This is a genomic window from Variovorax sp. UC74_104, from assembly GCF_044055375.1.
Taxonomy (GTDB): Bacteria; Pseudomonadota; Gammaproteobacteria; order Burkholderiales; family Burkholderiaceae_C; genus Variovorax.
The window spans coordinates 1,916,603-1,935,755 of sequence record NZ_CP171978.1 but is presented as its reverse complement, the minus strand read 5'-3'; the positions used below and the strand labels follow the sequence as shown (position 1 = coordinate 1,935,755).

At 69.4% G+C, this 19,153-nt stretch carries 16 protein-coding genes; 5 read left to right on the top strand and 11 right to left on the bottom strand.

The window, feature by feature from the left end; all coding sequences use genetic code 11:
- Position 1: 1 nt before the first annotated feature.
- The 3 genes from chvE to ACHMXA_RS09010 all read right to left on the bottom strand — a co-directional run bounded on the left by chvE (position 2) and on the right by ACHMXA_RS09010 (position 3,707).
- Positions 2-1,072: a multiple monosaccharide ABC transporter substrate-binding protein gene (gene chvE, locus ACHMXA_RS09020; RefSeq protein WP_395320228.1), complete on the bottom strand. Its 1,071-nt coding sequence runs from the start codon at positions 1,070-1,072 to the stop codon at positions 2-4.
- Positions 1,073-1,210: 138 nt separating this feature from the next.
- A complete protein-coding gene (locus ACHMXA_RS09015; protein WP_126025643.1) occupies positions 1,211-2,176 on the bottom strand; it encodes an ABC transporter substrate-binding protein in 966 nt (321 codons plus the stop codon).
- Positions 2,177-2,252: 76 nt separating this feature from the next.
- The gene (locus tag ACHMXA_RS09010; RefSeq protein ID WP_176668536.1) at positions 2,253-3,707 is read right to left on the bottom strand and encodes an aldehyde dehydrogenase family protein; all 1,455 of its coding nucleotides are present in this window, start codon (positions 3,705-3,707) and stop codon (positions 2,253-2,255) included.
- Between the two features lie 148 nt (positions 3,708-3,855).
- Here ACHMXA_RS09010 and ACHMXA_RS09005 point away from each other — a divergent pair, with 148 nt between their 5' ends.
- Positions 3,856-4,821: a LysR family transcriptional regulator gene (locus ACHMXA_RS09005; protein ID WP_395320225.1), complete on the top strand. Its 966-nt coding sequence runs from the start codon at positions 3,856-3,858 to the stop codon at positions 4,819-4,821.
- Between the two features lie 24 nt (positions 4,822-4,845).
- Here the strand turns inward: ACHMXA_RS09005 and ACHMXA_RS09000 are convergent, their stop codons facing one another.
- The gene (locus ACHMXA_RS09000) at positions 4,846-5,619 is read right to left on the bottom strand and encodes an SDR family NAD(P)-dependent oxidoreductase (RefSeq protein WP_395320223.1); all 774 of its coding nucleotides are present in this window, start codon (positions 5,617-5,619) and stop codon (positions 4,846-4,848) included.
- Between the two features lie 143 nt (positions 5,620-5,762).
- Here ACHMXA_RS09000 and ACHMXA_RS08995 point away from each other — a divergent pair, with 143 nt between their 5' ends.
- On the top strand, positions 5,763-6,713 hold the full coding sequence (locus ACHMXA_RS08995; protein WP_395320221.1) for an SMP-30/gluconolactonase/LRE family protein: 951 nt from the start codon (positions 5,763-5,765) through the stop codon (positions 6,711-6,713).
- A gap of 74 nt (positions 6,714-6,787) precedes the next feature.
- Complete coding sequence (locus tag ACHMXA_RS08990) at positions 6,788-7,861, top strand: hypothetical protein (protein WP_395320219.1); 1,074 nt, start codon at positions 6,788-6,790, stop codon at positions 7,859-7,861.
- Positions 7,862-7,894: 33 nt separating this feature from the next.
- On the opposite strand, the gene ACHMXA_RS08985 is transcribed toward ACHMXA_RS08990, so the two are convergent.
- From ACHMXA_RS08985 to ACHMXA_RS08965, 5 genes are all read right to left on the bottom strand, one after another.
- Entirely contained in the window at positions 7,895-8,989 is a 1,095-nt protein-coding gene (locus ACHMXA_RS08985; protein WP_395320217.1) for an aldose epimerase family protein, read from the bottom strand.
- Positions 8,990-9,000: 11 nt separating this feature from the next.
- Positions 9,001-9,939 carry an alpha/beta hydrolase family protein gene (locus tag ACHMXA_RS08980; RefSeq protein ID WP_395320215.1) on the bottom strand — a complete coding sequence of 313 codons (939 nt, stop codon included), beginning with the start codon at positions 9,937-9,939 and terminating at the stop codon, positions 9,001-9,003.
- The gene (locus ACHMXA_RS08975; RefSeq protein ID WP_395321262.1) at positions 9,936-10,985 is read right to left on the bottom strand and encodes a Mur ligase family protein; all 1,050 of its coding nucleotides are present in this window, start codon (positions 10,983-10,985) and stop codon (positions 9,936-9,938) included. Before ACHMXA_RS08975 ends, ACHMXA_RS08980 begins: the two co-directional genes overlap by 4 nt.
- A gap of 86 nt (positions 10,986-11,071) precedes the next feature.
- Positions 11,072-14,662: a CapA family protein gene (locus ACHMXA_RS08970; RefSeq protein WP_395320213.1), complete on the bottom strand. Its 3,591-nt coding sequence runs from the start codon at positions 14,660-14,662 to the stop codon at positions 11,072-11,074.
- Positions 14,663-14,813: 151 nt separating this feature from the next.
- A complete protein-coding gene (locus tag ACHMXA_RS08965) occupies positions 14,814-15,692 on the bottom strand; it encodes a LysR family transcriptional regulator (protein ID WP_395320211.1) in 879 nt (292 codons plus the stop codon).
- 141 nt (positions 15,693-15,833) lie between these two features.
- On the opposite strand from ACHMXA_RS08965, the gene ACHMXA_RS08960 reads away from it, so the two are divergent.
- Both ACHMXA_RS08960 and ACHMXA_RS08955 read left to right on the top strand, forming a co-directional pair.
- Entirely contained in the window at positions 15,834-16,814 is a 981-nt protein-coding gene (locus tag ACHMXA_RS08960; RefSeq protein ID WP_395320209.1) for a DMT family transporter, read from the top strand.
- Positions 16,811-17,950: an NADH:flavin oxidoreductase/NADH oxidase gene (locus tag ACHMXA_RS08955; protein WP_395320207.1), complete on the top strand. Its 1,140-nt coding sequence runs from the start codon at positions 16,811-16,813 to the stop codon at positions 17,948-17,950. Before ACHMXA_RS08960 ends, ACHMXA_RS08955 begins: the two co-directional genes overlap by 4 nt.
- Before the next feature lie 40 nt (positions 17,951-17,990).
- On the opposite strand, the gene ACHMXA_RS08950 is transcribed toward ACHMXA_RS08955, so the two are convergent.
- On the bottom strand, positions 17,991-18,533 hold the full coding sequence (locus ACHMXA_RS08950) for a GNAT family N-acetyltransferase (protein ID WP_395320205.1): 543 nt from the start codon (positions 18,531-18,533) through the stop codon (positions 17,991-17,993).
- Positions 18,530-19,141: a helix-turn-helix domain-containing protein gene (locus tag ACHMXA_RS08945; RefSeq protein WP_395320203.1), complete on the bottom strand. Its 612-nt coding sequence runs from the start codon at positions 19,139-19,141 to the stop codon at positions 18,530-18,532. The genes ACHMXA_RS08950 and ACHMXA_RS08945 overlap by 4 nt, the downstream gene beginning before the upstream one ends.
- Positions 19,142-19,153: the final 12 nt, after the last annotated feature.

Sequence of the window (19,153 nt, the reverse complement as noted above, 5' to 3'; positions counted from 1 at the left end):
CTCACTTGATCTGGCTTTCCTTGTAGTAGCCGCTGTCGACCAGCACCTGCTTCCAGTTCGATGCATCCACGCTCACCGGCTTCAGCAGGTACGAGGGCACGACCTTGATGCCGTTGTTGTAGGTCTTGGTGTCGTTCACCTCGGGCGTCTTGCCCGAGAGCATCGCGTCCACCATCGACACGGTCACCTTGGCCAGCTCGCGCGTGTCCTTGAACACGGTCGAGGTCTGCTCCTTGCGCAGGATCGACTTCACCGAGGGGATCTCGGCGTCCTGCCCCGACACGATGGGCATCGGCTGCGAGGCCGAGCCGTAGCCCACGCCCTTGAGCGACGAAAGAATGCCGATGGACAGGCCGTCGTACGGCGACAGCACCGCGTCGACGCGGTCCTTGGTGTAGAAGGCCGACAGCAGGTTGTCCATGCGCGCCTGCGCCACCGCGCCGTCCCAGCGCAGCGTGCCGACCTTGTCCATGCCCATCTGCTTGCTGCGCACCACCAGCTTGCCGCTCCTGATGTAGGGGTCGAGCACCGACATCGCGCCGTTGTAGAAGAAGAAGGCGTTGTTGTCGTCGGGCGAGCCGCCGAACAGCTCGATGTTGAACGGACCCTTGCCGCTCTTCAGGCCCAGCGCCGCCTCGATCGACTGCGCCTGCAGCACGCCGACCTGGAAGTTGTCGAAGGTGGCGTAGTAGTCGACGTTCTTCGAGCCCTTGATGAGCCGGTCGTAGGCGATGACCTTCACGCCCTTGTCGGCCGCCTTCTGCAGCACGTCCGACAGCGTGGTGCCGTCGATGGCCGCGATGACCAGCACCTTCGAGCCCTTGGTCACCATGTTCTCGATCTGCGCGAGCTGGTTCGGAATGTCGTCTTCGGCGTACTGCAGGTCGGTCTTGTAGCCCTTGTCCTTGAAGTACTTGACCATGTTGGCGCCGTCGGCGATCCAGCGCGCCGACGATTTGGTGGGCATGGAGATGGCGATCAGGCCCTTGTCCTGCGCGCTGGCCAGCGGCGAGAAGCCGACGATGGCCAGTGCGACGCCTGCGAGCGATGCCTTGAGGAAGTTGCGTTTCATGGTTCGATCCGTTTTTTCAATGGGTGCTGTATCTTTTCCAGGAACACCGCGGAACCGGCTTTGCCGGGCCGCAGGTGTTGCCCCCGGCGAGGGGGGTGGCGAAGCGGACACGAAGTGCCGCGCAGCCTGGGGGAGTACTCAATACTTCCGGTTGGGGAATTCCTTTGCCGCGACTTCCATCGGGAAGATGCTCTCGACCGTCACGATGCGCTTGGGCAGCGTCTTGCCGTCCTTGATGTCCTTCACCGCCTGCATCAGCTGCGGGCCGAGCAGCGGGCTGCACTCCACCGACACGTTGAGCTTGCCGGCGATCATGGCCTCGAAGGCGCCCTTCACGCCGTCGATGGAGATGATCACGATGTCCTTCGCGGGCTTCAGGCCGGCTTCCTCGATGGCCTGGATCGCGCCGATGGCCATGTCGTCGTTGTGCGCGTAGAGCACATTGATCTTCTTGCCCTCGGCCTTCAGGAACGCTTCCATCACCTCCTTGCCCTTGGCGCGCGTGAAGTCGCCGGTCTGCGAGCGGATGATCTTGAACTTCGGGTCGGCCTTGATGATTTCCTCGAAGCCCTTCTTGCGGTCGATGGCCGGTGCCGAGCCCACGGTGCCCTGCAGCTCGACGATGTTCACGTCGCCCTTCTGGTCCTTCATCTTCTCCACCAGCCAGCGGCCGGCCTTGCGGCCTTCCTCGGTGAAGTCGGAGCCCATGAAGGTCACGTAGAGCGAATCGTCCTTGGTGTTGACGGAGCGGTCGGTCAGCACCACCGGGATCTTCGCGGCCTTGGCCTCGCGCAGCACCGTTTCCCAGCCCGACTCGACCACCGGCGAGAAGGCGATCACGTCCACCTTCTGCGCGATGTACGAGCGGATGGCCTTGATCTGGTTCTCCTGCTTCTGCTGCGCATCGGAGAACTTGAGCTCGATGCCGGCCTCCTTGGCGGAGGACTTGATCGACTCGGTGTTGGCGGTGCGCCATTCGCTCTCGGCGCCCACCTGCGCGAAGCCGAGCACCAGCTTCTTCTGCGCGAGTACGGAAGCGGGCAGCAGTCCGCCGAGCGCGGCGGCGGCCAGGGCGGTGTTGAGGGTGCGGCGATTCATGGTCATGGGAATGTCTCCTTCTTGATGATTCCGAGGATTTGCCTGTCGGCGTTGCTGTTGACGTAGTGAAACCCCGTCCGGCTCAGGCCAGCATGTAGCCGGTCTTCACCGTCGTGTAGAACTCCGCGGCGTGGCGCCCTTGTTCGCGCGGCCCGTAGCCCGACCCCTTGCGGCCGCCGAAGGGCACGTGGAAGTCCACCCCCGCGGTCGGCAGATTGACCATCGTCATGCCGACCACGGCATGGCGCCTGAAATGCATCGCGTGCTTCAGCGAATTGGTGCAGATGCCCGCGCACAGGCCGAAGGGCGTGTCGTTGCACAGCGCGAGCGCCTCGTCGTAGTCGTCGGCGCGCAGCACGCAGGCCAGCGGGCCGAAGATCTCCTCGCGCGCGATGCGGTGCGAGGGCTTGGCGAGGAAGAGCGCAGGGCTGATGTAGTGGCCGGTGGTGGCGCGCTCCAGCGCCTCGCCGCCCCACACGTGCTCGGCGCCTTCTTCGCGTGCGGTGTCGACCCAGGCGAGATCCTGTGCGAAGCGCTCTTCGTCGACCACGGGACCGATATCGACGCCGCGCTCCAGCGCGTGGCCGATCTTCAGTGTCTTCAGGCGCTGGCGCAGCTTGGCCACAAAGGCGTCGTGCACCGCCGATTCGACGATGAGCCGGCTCGACGCGGTGCAGCGCTGGCCCGCGGAAAAATATGCGCCCTGCACGGCGCAGTCGACGGCACGGTCGAGGTCGGCATCGGCCAGCACCACCAGCGCGTTCTTGCCACCGGTCTCCAGCTGCACCTTGGCGCGCCGCGCGGCCGCCGCCTGCAGGACGCGCTCGCCGTTGGCCATCGAACCCGTGAAGCTCAGCGCATCGACCAGCGGGCTGTCGACCAGCGCCTGCCCCACTTCGCGGCCGCTGCCCATCACGAGGTTGAAGGCACCAGCCGGCAATGCGGCGCGGCTGATGATCTCGGCCAGCGCCCAGCCGCAGGCCGACACCAGCTCGGCCGGCTTGAACACCACGCTGTTGCCATGGGCCAGCGCGGGCGCGATCTTCCATGCGGGAACGACGAAGGGCGAGTTCCACGGCGTGATGAGCCCCACCACGCCCACCGGTTCACGCGTGACGTCGACCTGCACGCCGGCGCGCACCGAGGCCACGTTCTCGCCGCCACCGCCGCGCATCGCTTCGCCCGCGAAGAACTTGAATATCTGGCCCGAGCGCGCCACTTCGGCCACCGCTTCGGCCAGCGTCTTGCCCTCCTCGCGCGCCAGCAGCAGGCCCAGGTCGTCCTTGCGCGAGAGCAGTTCGGTGCCGATGCGGTCGAGCACGTCGGCGCGCCGCTGCGGCGTGCTGTGGCTCCAGTGGGGAAAGGCCTCGGTGGCGGCGCGGATGGCGGCCTCGGCCTGGCGGCGATCGGCACGTGCGTACTCGGCCACCACTTCGCTGGTGTCCGAGGGATTGGCGCTCACACCGGTGGTCGCGCTGGTTTCCCAGCGGCCGTTGATGTAGAGCCGCACGTTCTGATGGATCTCGCCGTGGATCACCGGTGCGTGGACCTTGTCTCTGTTGTTCTTGAAGTGCCCCCAGTCTATGTATAGATTTGATATCGATCCAATCGTTTTTTGAGCAAAATGGATATCGATCGCCGGATTCTGGAAAACCCGGTCAATCCTTTGTTTGAAGTCCAGAGACATGACCAACTACAACCACTGGTTCATCCGCGCCCGCCTCAAGACCCGCCAGTTGCTGCTGCTCGTGGCCCTGGCCGAGGAAGGCAACATCCACCGCGCGGCGCAGGTGCTCAACATGACGCAGCCGGCCGCCTCCAAGCTGCTGAAGGACCTGGAAGACGTGCTGGAGGTGCCGCTTTTCGAACGCCTGCCGCGCGGCATGCGGGCGACCTGGTACGGCGAGACCATGATCCGCCACGCCCGCGTGGCGCTCGCCAGCCTGAACCAGGCGCACGACGAGCTCACCGCGCTGAAGGCCGGCCGCTTCGGCCAGGTGAACGTGGGCGCCATCACCGCGCCCGGCCTCACGCTGATGCCGCCGGCCGTGGCAATGGTCAAGCGCGAGCAGCCCGACCTGCGCGTGTCGCTGGAGATCGAGACCAGTCCCGTGCTGCTCGAGCGGCTGGAGCAGGGCAAGCTCGACATCCTCGTGGCGCGCCTGTTCGCCGAGCACGACAAGTCGCAGCTGCGCTACGAAGCCCTGAGCGAGGAGCCCGTGTGCGCGCTGGTGCGACCCGGCCATCCGCTGCTGGGCGTGAGCGGCCTCACGCTGCGCGACGTGGTGGGCGCCGGCTGGATCGTGCCGCCCGCGGGCAGCGTGCTGCGCCACCGCTTCGAGCTGATGTTCCAGGAGGAAGGACTCGCGCCGCCCACCAACACCATCGAAAGCCCAGCGCTGCTCTTCATCACGCGCATGCTGCAGCAAAGCGACATGGTCGCCGTGCTCGCGACCGACGTGGCGCGCTACTACGCATCGCACGGCATCGTGTCGCTGCTGCCGCTGGACATGCCCTGCCACATGGACGCCTTCGGCATCATCACCCGCACCGACCGGCTGCTGTCACCGGCGGCGAAGGTGATGCTGAAGGCGCTGAAGACGGCGAGCGTCAGCGTCTACGGGCGCAAGCTGGAGATGGAGATCGACTGACCGGCGACCGGGCGGGCCGCGGCTTCAGGTCCAACCGGCGTCGACGGTGAACTCCTGCGCCGTGCACATCTTCGCGTCGTCCGATGCGAGGAACAGCACCATGCGTGCGATGTCTTCGGGCATGAGCTTGTCGGGCAGGCACTGGTTGCGCTTGAGCGACTGCTCGCCCTCCTCGTCGAGCCACAGCTTGACCTGACGCTCGGTCATCACCCAGCCGGGCGAGACGGTGTTGATGCGGATGCGGTCGCGGCCCAGGTCCACCGCGAGGCCGCGCGTGAGACCGTTCACCGACGACTTCGCGATCGCGTAGCAGGGGTAGCCCGAGCCCTTGGTCTGCCAGCCCGTGGAGCCCAGGTTGACCACGGAGCCGAAACCCAGGCGCTTCATGCCCGGCACCACCGACTGGATGGCGAAGAGCGCGGGACGCTCGTTGATGGCCATGCGATTGTCGTAGTAGTCGGGCGTGACCGATTCGAGCGTGTGGCGGTCGTCGCTCGCCACGTTGTTGACCAGCACCGCGAAGTCGCCGAGTTCGGCGGCCGCATCGGCAATCGCCTTCTGCAGCGCGGCGATGTCGCGCACGTCGCAGGCGCGCCACCACGGCGCGGCATGGCCGGCCTCCTCGATCTGCTTCGCAAGCGCCGCGCTGGCGCTCTCGGCGATGTCGACAAAGGCCACGCGGGCGCCCTGTTCCGCGAACGCCGAAACGATGCCCGCGCCGATGCCGCTGCCTCCGCCGGTGACGAACACGGTGCGGCCCTTGAGGCTCGGATGGATGGAAAACTGGGGGGAATTCAAGAAAAGTCTCCGGGATGGGAATCTAAAGGCATTGCAATACAGATATCAATTAATTCCGCTATTTTAAATTTCGGTTATCAATATGCCTTGATACCATCCGCCGCGTCAAGACGACCGACAGACACGAACAGGAAAGAAGACCAATGAGCCAAGAGACAAGCAGCCCCGTTTCCCCCGTCCCCCCTTCTCCCTCACCTTCCGTCATCGGCCAGGCCGAGTGCATCTGGCCCGCCGGCGCGAACCTCGGCGAAGGCACCATGTGGTCGCAGCGCGAGCAGGCGCTGTACTGGATCGACATCCTCACGCCGCGCCTCTTCCGCTACGACCCGGCCACCGGCGCGCAGCGCACCTGGCACTTCGACGAGGAGATCACCGCCATCGCCGAGCGCGTATCGGCGCCCGGCCTCTTCGTCACGCTGCGCCGCGGCTTCGCGCTCGTCGACACCACCGCGCCCGGCGACGAGGCGAAGCCGCGCTACCTGCACCAGCCCGAGCCCGAGCGCACCGGCAACCGCTTCAACGACGGCAAGTGCGACGCGCGCGGCCGCTTCTGGGCCGGCAGCATGGACTTCGACTGCAAGGCGCCCACCGGCGCGCTCTACCGCTACGACGCCGACGGCCGCTGCACGAAGCACGACGACGGCTTCGAGGTGACCAACGGCCCGACCTGGTCGGCCGACGGCCGCACCATGTACTTCAACAACACGGTGCTCAACAACCTCTACGCCTACGACTTCGACATGGAAGCCGGCACCGTGTCGAACCGCCGCGTGTGGCACCGCTTTCCCAAGCCCGACGGACTGCCCGACGGCATGACCACCGACGCCGCAGGCCGCCTGTGGATCGCGCACTGGGGCGGCTCCTGCGTCACCTGCCACGACCCGGTGAGCGCGGCCGAGCTGTGCCGCATCGCCATACCCGCGAGCCACGTCACAGACTGCGCCTTCGGCGATGCGGACCTGCGCACGCTCTACATCACGACCGCGCGCAACGGCCTCACGCCCGAGCAGGAAGCGGCCGAGCCTCTGGCGGGTGGCCTGTTCAGGGTGCGCATAGACAGCCCCGGCGTGCCGGCGGCGCTGTTCGCGGGCTGAGCAGAAACGATACTCGGCGTCCTTCATCACGAGACCCGCGCATCGGCTCCGGCGGCGGCATCCACGCATCGAACATGGCAGCGCTTCTTTCTTCCTACATCGGCAATCTCTTTTCAAGGGTCTTCGCGGGAGACGCACCGCCGCAGCATGCGACGAAGGGACGGGCAGGCATCCATCCATGGCTCCAGGTCGGAGAGCGGGTGAGCGCCGACGTGCTGGCGGACGGCAAGGCCATCGCGAGGCTGGAGCACACGGCCACGGTGCCGGGGCTGAAGAAGCTGCCATCGCTGGTGTTCGAGCTGCCGGAGAACCTCCGTCGGCTCGAGCTGCGCGGATCGCACGTCGATGCCCAGGGCAGGGCCACCTCGTTCAAGCGGCGCTGGTCGGTGCTCGACATGGCCCGCATCTCCCACCCTCTCTACGACACGGCCCGGCCGCTGGTCGAGCGCATCCGCGACTTCGCCGAACTCTCCGGACTGGTGGAGGTGGGCGACGCCCATCTGCCCGCCGGCACCAGCGCCGAGGCCGCGCTGCTCGAAGCCGAAGCCAGGCTGGGCACCACGCTGCCCTCGCCGCTGCGCGCGCTGCTGGCCGAAGCCGACATCCGGATCGACAACTCGTACTTCGTGCAGCCCCATCGGCTGCAGACGGCCGAAGGCCTGCTGCTCGGCCCCGGCGGATACGGCGACGGCAACGGTGGCCTCGGCGCGCTGCTGCCGCCTTCGGTCCTGGCGCGCTACCGCCGCAGCGTGGCCGTATTCGTGGAAATCGGCGACGGCCTGGGCGCCCTCGCGTGGGACCCGCAGGGCGTGGTCCCCGGCGAGCCGCCCAACGCCCCCGGCGACCAGGACAACCCCGGCGCGCAGCCCGCGACGCCGAACGAAGGTGTCTGGTACTGGCTGCACCAGGAGCACATCGCCGAGCCCGCGCTGCTGCTGGACGACGGCTACCAGCCGCAGACGGCCGAAGCGGCGTTGACCCACGTGTTCAAGCGCCTCGCCCTTTCTCAGGCTGCGTCGCCCGAAAGCGAAGAGCAGCTGCTGGTCGACACGGCACACCCGCGCAATCTGCTGCAGCTGCACTTCGACGAGCCTCGAAAGCCGCGGCTGCGCTTTCGCAGCTACGACCACCACTACAGCCTCTATTGACCTGCGATTGCATGTGCAATCGCGAAGACGGCATCAACCCATCAGCGAGAACCGATGCTCCGTCGCGCTGTGGAAGCGCTCGCCGGGCCGCAGCACTGTTGAAGGAAAGTCCGGGCGGTTCGGCGAATCGGGAAAGTGCTGCGTCTCCAGGCACAGCCCGTCGCCCTGCCTGATGCTCGCGCCCGCGCTGCCGAAGAGGCTGCCGTCGAGGAAGTTGCCCGAGTAGAACTGCACGCCGGGCTCGCTGGTGTGCACCTCCATCACGCGGCCCGAGAGCTCGTGCTCCAGCCGCGCCGCGAGCGCGAGGCCCTGCGCGGCACCGGTGCGATCGAGCACCCAGTTGTGGTCGTAGCCATGGGCGCGCAGCAGCTGCTCATGGCCTTCGCGGATGCGCTCGCCGATGGGTGTCGCAGCGCGAAAGTCGAAGGGGGTGCCGGCCACCTCCGCGACGTCCAGCGGGATCAGCGCCGCGTCCACCGGGCAGTAGCGGCTTGCGGCGAGCGTCAGCCGGTGGTCCATCACCGAGCCGCTGCCCGCGAGGTTGAAGTAGTCGTGGTGGCTCAGGTTCAGCACCGTAGGCCTGTCGGTGGTGGCGCTGTAGTCGATGCGCCATGTGTTCGCCTTCGTGCTCAGCGTGTAGCGCACCGCGAGCCGAACTTCTCCCGGGTAGCCCTCTTCTGCGTCGGCACTGGTGTAGCTCAGCTCGATGGCGATGGCGTCGGCGCCCGCCTGCTGCGCGGAGAGCGGCTCGATCTGCCAATAGCGCTTGCCGAAGCCCGTCGCGCCGCCGTGCAGGGAGTTGGGGTCGTCGTTCAGGCCCAGCTGGTGCACCTTGCCGTCGAGCGTGAAGCGCCCGCCCGCGATGCGGTTCGCGTAGCGCCCGACGATGGTTCCCAGGTGCGGATGCGGCCCCAGGTAGTCGGCCAGCGAGGGCAGGCCCAGCACCACGTTGCCGCTGCGCCCCTGCCGGTCGGGCACGCGCAGCGCGGTGACGATGCCGCCGACGTTGATGGCGCTCAGGCTCAGGCCGAGGCCGTTGTCGAGGGTGTATTCGGTGACCACGCGGCCGTCGGGCATGCGGCCGTACTCGCGCGAGGCGATGCTGCTTTTCTGTTCTTGATTGCTCATGTGTCTGGTGATCAGGGAAGGAGTGACTCGCGCGCGCACTGCGAGGCGGTGCGCAGCGCGATGCCGTCCTTGAGGTCATGGAAGTCGGGCGGCTCGGCCGCGTGGGTGCGCAGCTCGATGCGGTGGCCGGCCCTGGTCACGGCATCGGCGAAGCGCTCCTGCAGCACGAAGGGCGTGTTGCGGTCCTCGCGGCTGCCTATCAGCACGATGCGCCGCGCCGGGTCGCGCGCGATGCCGCCCACATGGTCGAGCGGGTCGTAGAACTGCGTGCTGCCGGTGGTGTCGGTGCGGCCGTCCTTCGAGCGGCCCAGCATGCGCGCGCGCTCCAGCAGGCCGTAGGCGCCCGAGGTGAGCACCGCGCAGGCCACGCGCGTGCGCCCCATCGTGAGCAACGCGGCGCCCGCCGTGGCGCCGCCGCTGTGGCCGACGATCACGATGCGCTGCAGCCTGTGACGCTGCATGAGCGCGTCGAGCGCCGCATCGAGCGCGTGGAACTCCACGAGCTGGCGGCGCTTGCGGTGGTCGCCCGAAGAGCCGTAGGTGCCGGGCCGCGCCACGAAGATCCACGGCACGCCCGCGCGGTCGCGGCTGCGCTGCGCGTCGAGTGTGCGCAGCTCTTCGGTGTTGCCGGGAATGCGCGTGGGTGCCTGGTCCATCACGCCGTCGCGGTCTCCCGAGAACTGCACGATGGCGATGCGCGCGCCGTCGATGTCGTCGCTCGCGAAGTAGCGAATGCACGACGGCCCCTCCGCGGCCTGCACCCACAGGAAGCCGCTGCGGTCGGGGCAGAGGCTCCGGTCGGCGGGCTGGTTCCAGTACAGCACCTCGTCGGCGCCGGCGGCGAAGACGCGGGGCACGTCGGGCCCGGTGCGCTGGGCGCAGGCGGTCTGCGCCAATGCCACGAGCAGCAGCACGAAGCGCAGTCTTCGAAGCGTGCGCAGCAGCGTCATAGGCTTTGCAGGAGCCCCGGGATGCTGCCGAAGTCGGAGCCGACGCGGTCGCCCTTCACCAGCACCAGATCGCCGTTGCGCAGCACGCCGCCGAGGTAGAGCGCGAGCTGCGCGGCATCGTCGAAGTGCGGCCCGAGCAGCTCGGCAGGCACTTCCTCGCGCAGCCAGCGCATCTCGTCGCCGTGCGTCACGAGGTGCCCGATGCCCGAGGCCAGCAGCGGCGCGGCCAGACTGCGGTGCATGGCCTCGGCATCCTTGCCGAGGTTGACGATGCGCCCCAGCACGCCGATCTTGCGCAGCACCGGGCCGTTGTCCGCGCGCTGCCAGGTGCGCACGAACTCCATGGCGTTGCGCATCGACATGACCTCCGCGTTCCAGCTGTCGTCGATCAGCGTGGCCTGCACGCCGGCCTGCGTGCGCAGCGCGCGCACCTGCATCACCGAGGCCGGCAGGCGCACCCGCGGCATGCGCGCGCAGGCGGCCTCGCCGTCGAAGCCCATGGCCAGCAGCGCAGCGAATGCGAGCAGCGAATTGCGCACCAGCCCCGCGCTTTCGACCGGGAACAGGTACTCGTAGATGCGCTCGGGAACGGCCACCCGCACGCGGCAGCCGCCGCCGGGCTCGGGCCGCGCGTCGAGCATGCGCACGTTGGCGTCGGGGCCGCTGCCCACCACCCAGATCGCGCCGGCCGTGAGCGCGGCGGCGTCCACCACCTGGCGCAGGCAGGGAATGTGGTCGGGCACGATCGCCACGCCGCCGGGCTCCAGCCCGAGGAAGATGCGCGACTTGTACGCCGCCGTGAGTTCCAGCGTCGATGCCTGCCGGGTCTGCGACAGGCCGATCTCGGTGACGATGGCCACGTGCGGGCGGGCCACCAGCGAGATCGGGCCGCGGTCCATCCACAGGCCGCTCTGCGCCATCTCCAGGATGCACACGTCCACGTCGGGCCCGAGGTTCGCGAGCATGGCCGGCACGCCGACACGCGAGTTGTAGTTGTCGATGGTGGTGTGCACCCGCGCGCGCTCGGGCAGCAGGTCGCGCAGCATCGCGATGGTGGACGACTTGCCGACCGTGCCGGTCACGCCCACCACCATGCCCTTGTAGCGCGCCCGCGCTGCGGCGCCCATGGCGATCATCGCGGCGATGGGGTCGTCCGCCTGCAGCAGCGGAAAGGCCGGGTCGAGCCCTTCCACCGGATGCGCGACCACCGCGCCGGCCAGCGCGGAATGCAGCCGCGGCAGTTCGAGGTGGCGGTCCCAGTTGTCGGCGCGCGGCTTGCTGTAGCTCTCGTGCACGGCCAGCGTGCGGTAGTCGGAGGCGATGAAGAGCGAGGGCCTGGGCAGGAGCGACATGTGCAAGGGCCCGCGCACCACCGAGTTGGCGAACCAGCCCGGCGGCGGCTCGACCAGCCAGCGCCCGCCGGTGACGCGCTGCAGTTCCTCGGCGGTCCACACGGGCGCGGCTTCGGGGCCGGCGCCGGGGCGGTCGGCCGAGAGCACCGGCACCGGGCGCTGCGGCAGCGGCACCGGCGCATCGGGCACGCGCAGCCCGCACCACAGCGCGAGGCGCCGCGCGGGCGGCAGCCCGGGCCAGTCGCCGCGCAAGCCGACCTCGATCTGCAGCACGTCGCTTTCGAGCAGCCCCGCGCGCGGCGGGCGCAGCCCGTAGCGGTCGCGGTAGATGCGCCCGGGCTCCCAGCGGCTGGTGGGCCACATCCAGTCGCAGGGGTCGTGGTCCATGCCCTCGCCCCACGGCGGCATGCGCTTGCTGCGCATCGGCAGCGCGCGGAAGTGCAGGCGCAGGTCGGCGGAAACCGGCGCGTCGGCGCTCCAGAACGATTCGACCCACAGCATGCGCCGCCCGACGATCTGCCGCGGCATGCAGCGCAGCCCCACCAGGCGCAACGGGCCGAACTGCAGCGGCGCGATGCGTGCCTCCGCGGGCACCTCGTCGACCAGCCATTCGGCCGCGGCGCCGGCAGGGGCGCAATGGCTGGAACAGGCTGAACGTGCCGTGCGCCGACACCGGCCGGGTCGGCATAGAACGCGGGCCGCTCGGGCGGCGACAGGCGAACCGCGCAGCGACCGTCCGGCAGCTGGCTGATCCGCGTGCCGAGCGCGAGGCACTGCGCGGCGAAGCGCTCGCTCAAAGCGCGCGCCTCGTCGCCTTCGAGCTGCCGAGAGAAGCCGAAGCCCACGCCGACGGGCGTGAACCTCACTTCCTCCACGCCGCGCGCGCTCAGCTTCAGCGTGAACACGCCGGAGTCGGCGAAGTCGTTGCGCACCGAGTCGAAGAGCAGGTCGCCTGCGTCGTGCAGGATGGGCCTGCCCTTGTGGATCTCGATGCCCTGCAGCACATGCGCCGAGGTGCCGAGAACGGCATCCGCCCCCGCATCGACGATGGCATGGCCCACGGCGATCTCGGCCGGCGAGGGTTCAGTCTCGAGGTTGGCGCCCCAGTGCACCGCCACCAGCACCACGTCGGCCTCGCGGCGCGCGGCCTCGATGCGCGGGGCGAGCGTGGCTGTCCAGGCGGCCGGGTCTTCGAGCGGCAGCCATGCGGCGCCCGCGCGCGTGGCGGTGGCGGCAAAGCTCGGCTGCGTGGCATCGAGCGAAAACAGCGCCACGCGCACGCCGCCGGCGCGGCGGAAGGCTGGGCGCAACGCGGCCTCCAGCGTGCGGCCGGTGCCGGCCTGCGCGATGCCCGCGACCTGCAGCAGGGCGTGCTGCTCCATCAGCGCCTCGGGGCCGTAGTCGCCGCTGTGGTTGTTGGCGGTGGCCACCATGCCGATGCCGGCCTCCGTCAGCACCGTGAGCATCTCGGGGCGCGCGCGGTAGTAGTAGGGGCCGGTCTCGTCCTTGTCCACGCCCTGCTCGCCGACCGTGGCGACCACGCATTCGAGGTTCACGATGCGAAGGTCGGCCTCGCGCAGCGCGGCAATGTCGCCGAGCATCCTGTGCGCGCCGCCGAGGTCCTTCAGCCGGTAGTGCTGGCGGCGCGAGAGGTTCACGTCGCCGCCCCATGCGACGGTGCCGGTGGCGCCGCCCACGGCATCGGCTGCCGCTGCTGCCGAGGCCTCGGCTGCCTTGAGCATGCGGTGGTACGCCACGTAGCCCGAGAGGTAATGCTCCACGTCGTCGATGCGCACGCGGAAGCTGTGGTGCTTGATGAAGAACGAGCCCGCGATGCGCGCCGGGTTGCGGAAGAACATCGCCAGCTCGGGCCAAAAGTGGCCGTTGGCGAGGTAGCGCGCGCGGTATTCGAGCGCGCGGTCGAAGCGGTCGCGATCGAGCCCTGCAAGCAGCGGGCGCAGCTCGGGGTCGGCCTCCAGCCGCAGCACCATCTCTCGCGCGGCCATCATCAGTTCGAGCAGCGTGGGGAAGGTGGTGATGCGCTCCAGCACGAAGTCGAGATACCCGGCCACGTTCTGCAGGCCGAAGCGGTAGTAGCGCAGCTCGGGCCGGTAGCGCGTGAGTTCGTTGACGCAGTAGCTCAGCCAGTGGTCGTGCGCGCGCCAGTGCTCGGCAGCGATGAAGTGCTCGAAGGCCTTCTCCACCACCGCGAGCCAGCGCGCGTCGCGCGTGAGGCCGTACAGGCGCATCAGCCCGAAGGCGGCCTCCCCGTCGTAGTAGATGACGCGGAACCTGTCCTTGACGTCGAGCGCGGGCGCATTGAGCACGTGCACGAAGCTGCCGGTCTGCGCATCCTGCATGTGCCGGATGCCCAGGGCGAGCTGCTCCAGCAGCGGCAGGTACTGCTCGTCGCCGGTGAGCTCGGTGTACTTGACCAGCGCGAGCAGGCACACCGCATTGCCGCCGAGCTTGATCTCGCTGCCGATGTCCAGCAGGTAGGCCGCGCGCGTGCCGTCGGGCAGGTTGGCCGGGCGTATCAGCGTGCCGGTGAGGAAGGCCAGCGAGCGGTCGATGGCCGCCTTCAGCGTGTTGTTGCGCGTGAGCTCCCAGGCTTCCAGCATCGCGTAGGTCGAGCTGGCGTGGCGCAGCGTGTTGTAGGTGGGAATGGTGCGGTCGAAGCAGGGGAACCAGCCGTAGTGGAACTCGCCCGTGGGCTTGACCTGTTCGGCGAGATAGTTGCCGGCGTCGTCGATCAGCGCGTGCACCTGCCGCGCGCTCCAGTCGTTCAGTTCGCGAAAGCCCGCGGCCTGCCCTTCGGCGGTGATGGGCCAGGCGCCATTCGCATCGACGTACACGGCACGCGTTGTGAAGCACCACACCGGCGCAGCGTCGTCCGAAGGAAAGTCGAGCTCGCGGCCGAAGCGCCGCCGGGTGTGCAGCCGCAGGTTGCCGGTGTTGGGCTCGGCATGGTCCACGTCGCCGTTGTAGAGCACGGCGCTGCCGTGCATCTCCTGCGCGAGCAGGGCGAACTCGAAGTTCGCGTCGAACGCGATGCCCTCGTTGAAGTAGTTGCGCTTGGTCTGCGCGAGCCTGGCCTTCAGCTCGCCCCAGCGCATGGGCACGACCTTGTCGACGATCTCAGCGCGCAGGCGCTGCGGCGGCTGCGCGCCGCGCATGGCCTGCGTGGCGATGGCTTCGGCGGCGGCGCGCCATGCAGCTTCGATGTCTGCGCCCCGGCCCGAGGCCACGCGGGCCCGGCTGCCGTCCTCGCCGATGGCGAAGAAGACCACGCAACCCGCTTGCGCTGTGGCCACAGCCGCGGCGGGCATCGCGCCCGCCTGGTCCGCCAGGGCCTGCCTGGCACGGTTCAACAGATCTGCAAGAGGATTCTTCGCGTCGTGATTCATGCAGCCGCGAATCATGACAGGCCCCGGCACGGGCCGCCATCCCGTCAATCCATGGGACCTCGGGCGAGCCTGACCGTTGGCTGACCGCGCCCCGGCCGCCACGCGAGGCGCAGCCTCAGGCCCAGGCCTCCATCACGGCCTCTTTCACCGCCTCGACCGCGACGGGGCGCCGGGCACCAGCCGGCGCGACCCAGCACAGCCACGTGTGCGAGCGCCAGCCCTTCCAGATCGCGAGCTCGCCGTTGCGCTCGCCCTGCTCCGCCTGGTCGAGCCGGATCAGCCCCGCGCCCATGCCGCTGGCAACCATGCTGCGAATGGCGCTTTCGCCGTCGGCCGTGCGGCCCTGGCGGTACTCGCGGCCTGCGCCCGAGAACAGCTTCTCGATATGCACGCGCAGGATGCACGAGGGCGGCGTGCCGACCCACGGCAGGTTCGTGAGCTCGTCGAGCGACAGGTCGGGATGCGCCTCGGCCACCGGCGGCGGCAGCGCCACGACCAGGTCGACCGCGCCCAGGCGGTGCAGCTCCAGCCCCTCGATGTGCTCCGCATCGCTGAGCACGTAGGCGCAGTCGAGATCGCCGCGCTGCACGGCCGAGAGCGTCTCGTACGACAGCCCCTGCTTGAGCTGCAGCGTCACCTGCGGATGGCGCTGCGCCAGCTTCACCAGCACCTCGCCGAGCCGCAGCGCGACCGGATCGACCACCGTGCCGAAGCGCACCACGCCCTGCGCCGCGCCGCGCAGCTGGTCGGCGGCCGAGCGCATGCGCATCGCGGAATCCAGCGTGCGCTCGGCCTCGTCGAGCAGGCGCACGCCGGCCTCGGTGAGCGACATGCCGCGCGGCGTGCGCTCGAACAGCTTCACGCCGAGTTCGTCCTCCAGCGCCTTGAGCTGGGCGCTCACCGCGGGCGCGCTGGTGAACACGCGCTCGGCGGCGCGGGTCAGGCTGCCCTCGCGGGCGATGGCGACGAAGGTCTTCAGTTGGTAGAGCTCCATGGCTGCCGATTGTGAGCGCCGGCGCCGAAGGAGTCCGTTCGCTTTTTTGGAGCCCCCTGTCCAAAGATGCGAATGGCAATGGCGCCCCGATGCCCCGATTCTTGGGGCATCGATCCATCGCAAAGAAAAGGCTGGCTCCCCATGTCCACTCGCCAACGCATCGCCGGCACCGCCGCGCTGCTGCTCGCCACCTCCGGGTGGGGCTCCCTGTTCCTCGTGAGCAAGGGCGTGCTCCACCATGTCGAACCGGTGTGGTTCACGCTGATCCGCTACACGCTGTCGGCGCTGCTGTTCGTGCTGCTGATCCTGCCGCGCGGAGCGGCGCCCTGGCGCAAGCTGCGGCTGCATGCCGGGCCGCTGGCCCTGCGCGGCGCGGCCGGCTTCGGCGTGTTCAGCGTGATGCTGCTGGTGGGGCTGGCGCACTCGGTGCCCTCGCACGGCGCGGTCATCATCGCCACCACGCCCATGACCACGCAGCTCGTGCGCTGGCTGCTCGACGGCGTGCGCCCCACGCGCACCACGCTGCTGACCAGCGCACTGGCTCTGCTGGGCGTGGCGACCGTCTCGGGCCTGCTGGCCGGCGGCGCAGGCTCCGCGAGCGGGGCGAGCACGCTGATGGGCGACGCGATCGCCTTCGTCGGCACGCTGGGCTGGGTCTGGTACACGCGCGGCGCCGCGCGCTTTCCGGAGCTCGACGTGATCGAGTACACCGCGCTCACGGTGCTGGCCTCGTGGCCCGTGCTGCTGGCGGCGGCCGTCGGCGCCTCGGTGCTGGGCTGGTCCGCGGTGCCGAGCGTGGAAGGGCTGCGCCTGTCGTGGCAGGCGCTGCTCTTCGTCGGCGTGGTGCCTTCGGCCATCTCGGTGCTGGCTTTCAACTACGGCGTGCGCGCGCTCGGCGCGGTCACGGGCACGGCTTTCCTCAACTTCGTGCCGGTATCGGCGCTGCTGATGAGCGCGGCGCTCGGCCACCTGCCCACGGCGGGCGAGGCCGCCGGCATGGCGATGGTGATCGCGGCGCTGCTGATCCATACCGCATCGAGCCGCAAGGCTTCCGCCGCCGCGGCTGCACCGACGGCGCGGCCGCAGCAGAATTACCGGACCTGCGGAGCCACACCCTCATGAGCATCAGCGACAGCACCCAACGAAGCCATCTTTTCGAGCCCCTGCAGCTCGGCCCCTTGACGATCGACAACCGCATCGTCATCGCGCCGATGTGCCAGTACTCCGCCACCGAAGGCACGCCGGGCGACTGGCACCTGATCCACCTGGGCCACCTTGCGCTCTCGGGCGCCGGGCTGCTCATCATCGAGGCGACGGCGGTGGAGGCCGACGGCCGCATCTCGCCCGGCGACCTCGGCCTTTATTCCGATGCCAACGAGGAAGGCCTCGCGCGGGTGCTGCAGGCGATGCGCGCGCACTCGCCGATCAAGGTCGCCATCCAGCTCGGCCACGCGGGGCGCAAGGCGTCGAGCCGCGCGCCGTGGGAAGGCGGCAGGCAGATCCGCCCCGGCGAGCCCGGCGGCTGGAAGGCCTGGGCGCCCTCGGCCGTGCCGCATGCGCCGGGCGAAGACCCGCCGATCGCGCTCGATGCCGCCGGGCTGGCCCGCGTGCGCGACGCCTTCGTGGCCGCGGCCCGCCGCGCCGCGCGGCTGGGCATCGACGGCATCGAGCTGCATGCGGCGCACGGCTACCTGCTGCACCAGTTCCTCTCGCCCATCGCCAACCATCGCGAGGACGAATACGGCGGCAGCCTGGAGAACCGCCTGCGCTTTCCGCTCGAAGTCTTCGACGCGGTGCGCGAGGAGTTTCCCGCCGACCGCCCTGTGTGGGTGCGCGTGTCGGCCAGCGACTGGGTGCCGGGCGGCTGGGATCTCGACAGCACCGTCGCCTTCTCGCGCGCGCTGCAGGAGCGCGGCTGCGCGGCCATCCACGTATCGAGCGGCGGCGTGTCGCCGCAGCAGGCGATCACGCTGGGCGCGGGCTACCAGGTGCCGTTCGCGGAACGCATCAAGACCGAGGTCGGCCTGCCGACCATCGCGGTCGGGCTCATCACCGAACCCGCGCACGCCGAAGCCATCATCGCCAACGGGCAGGCCGATGCGGTGTCGCTGGCGCGCGCGATCCTGTACGACCCGCGCTGGCCCTGGCATGCGGCGGCCGAGTTGGGCGCGCAGGTGAAGGCGCCGCACCAGTACTGGCGCTCGCAGCCGCGCGAGTTCAAGGACCTGTTCGAGAACGCGGCGTTCGGCGCGCGTTAGACCGCATCGGCTGCGAAGCGGCCCCTCGTCGCGCAGGCCTTCACTTCAGCTCGCGATAGAAGAAGGTGGTTGCGCAGGGCTCGCCCTGCGGCAGCAGCGCGAAGCCGGGGATCGTTCCGACGCGCACCCAGCCCGAGCGCTCGTAGAGCCGCTCGGCGTCGGCACTCGATGTGTCGAGCACCAGCAGCGTCTTGCCGCGTTCGCGCGCCACCGCTTCGGCCGCCTTCATCAGCAGCGCTCCGACACCGCGGCGGCGCGCGCGGCGGTGCACGAGCATCTTCGCGACCTCGCCGCGGTGCGGCTGGTTCTCGGGCTGCGCGAGCACCACCTGCACCGTGCCGAGGATGCCTTCCTCGTCCTCCGCCACCAGCAGCGCGCGTTCGCCGCTGTCAACGCCGGCGGCCACGTTGCGCCAGAAGGCCTGCGCGCGCTCTTGGCTCAGCGGATGCATGAAGCTCACCGAGGCGCCGCCATCGACGCAATCGGCCAGCACGGCGGCAAGGTCGCGCAGCTGCGCTTCGGAAACGGAGTTCAGCAGGCGGATGGCCGGGGCGGTGCCGGCGGAAACGGTCGTCATGTTCATCTCCAGGAAGAAGGGGCGGTCGCGATCACCACGGCGTAGCGGGTGCTCTTGCGCGAGGGGTTGTGGTAACTCATGGGGCGGTCGAGCACCATCGCCAGGCAGTCGCCGGTGGCGAGCCGGTGCTGCTCGTCGCCCAGCGTGAGTTCGATGACGCCGTCGAGCACCCACACCTGCTGGTGGATGAGCGGCTCGCGCGCCGAGGTCTCGTAGGCCACGCGCGCGCCGGGCGGAAACTCCACCTCGACGATCTGGATCGGCGACGCGAAGCCGCAGGGCGACACGTTCCTGCGCAGGTAGCCGGAATGCGGATCGCGCCACTGCAACTGGTCGGCCAGCCGCGAGACCGGGTCGGCAGCGGGCGTGGGCGCCTCGAACAGCGAGGCCAGCGACACGCCCAAGCCCGTCGCGAGCTTTTCGAGCACCACGGCGGTGGGGCTGCTCTCGCCGCGCTCGATGAGCGAGATCATCGAGCGGCTCACGCCGCACTGGGTGGCGAGCGCGTCGAGCGAGAGGCCGCGCGCGGCGCGCAGGTCGCGCACGCGCTGGGCGATGCGGTGGTTGAGGCCGGACGGGCTTTCCGTGTCGGCCGACTCCTTGATTTCCGTCATAGTGGATGAAAT

What these genes read in the sequence shown, in the direction of transcription:
- ACHMXA_RS09015 (WP_126025643.1), bottom strand. Translation starts at nt 2,176, where the DNA reads ATGACCATGAATCGCCGCACCCTCAACACCGCCCTGGCCGCCGCCGCG.
- ACHMXA_RS08965 (WP_395320211.1), bottom strand. Translation starts at nt 15,692, where the DNA reads ATGGAGCTCTACCAACTGAAGACCTTCGTCGCCATCGCCCGCGAGGGC.
- ACHMXA_RS08950 (WP_395320205.1), bottom strand. Translation starts at nt 18,533, where the DNA reads ATGAACATGACGACCGTTTCCGCCGGCACCGCCCCGGCCATCCGCCTG.
- ACHMXA_RS08980 (WP_395320215.1), bottom strand. Translation starts at nt 9,939, where the DNA reads ATGACGCTGCTGCGCACGCTTCGAAGACTGCGCTTCGTGCTGCTGCTC.
- chvE (WP_395320228.1), bottom strand. Translation starts at nt 1,072, where the DNA reads ATGAAACGCAACTTCCTCAAGGCATCGCTCGCAGGCGTCGCACTGGCC.
- ACHMXA_RS08945 (WP_395320203.1), bottom strand. Translation starts at nt 19,141, where the DNA reads ATGACGGAAATCAAGGAGTCGGCCGACACGGAAAGCCCGTCCGGCCTC.
- ACHMXA_RS08975 (WP_395321262.1), bottom strand. Translation starts at nt 10,985, where the DNA reads ATGCTGCGCGACCTGCTGCCCGAGCGCGCGCGGGTGCACACCACCATC.
- ACHMXA_RS08960 (WP_395320209.1), top strand. Translation starts at nt 15,834, where the DNA reads ATGTCCACTCGCCAACGCATCGCCGGCACCGCCGCGCTGCTGCTCGCC.
- ACHMXA_RS08955 (WP_395320207.1), top strand. Translation starts at nt 16,811, where the DNA reads ATGAGCATCAGCGACAGCACCCAACGAAGCCATCTTTTCGAGCCCCTG.
- ACHMXA_RS09005 (WP_395320225.1), top strand. Translation starts at nt 3,856, where the DNA reads ATGACCAACTACAACCACTGGTTCATCCGCGCCCGCCTCAAGACCCGC.
- ACHMXA_RS08985 (WP_395320217.1), bottom strand. Translation starts at nt 8,989, where the DNA reads ATGAGCAATCAAGAACAGAAAAGCAGCATCGCCTCGCGCGAGTACGGC.
- ACHMXA_RS08990 (WP_395320219.1), top strand. Translation starts at nt 6,788, where the DNA reads ATGGCAGCGCTTCTTTCTTCCTACATCGGCAATCTCTTTTCAAGGGTC.
- ACHMXA_RS08995 (WP_395320221.1), top strand. Translation starts at nt 5,763, where the DNA reads ATGAGCCAAGAGACAAGCAGCCCCGTTTCCCCCGTCCCCCCTTCTCCC.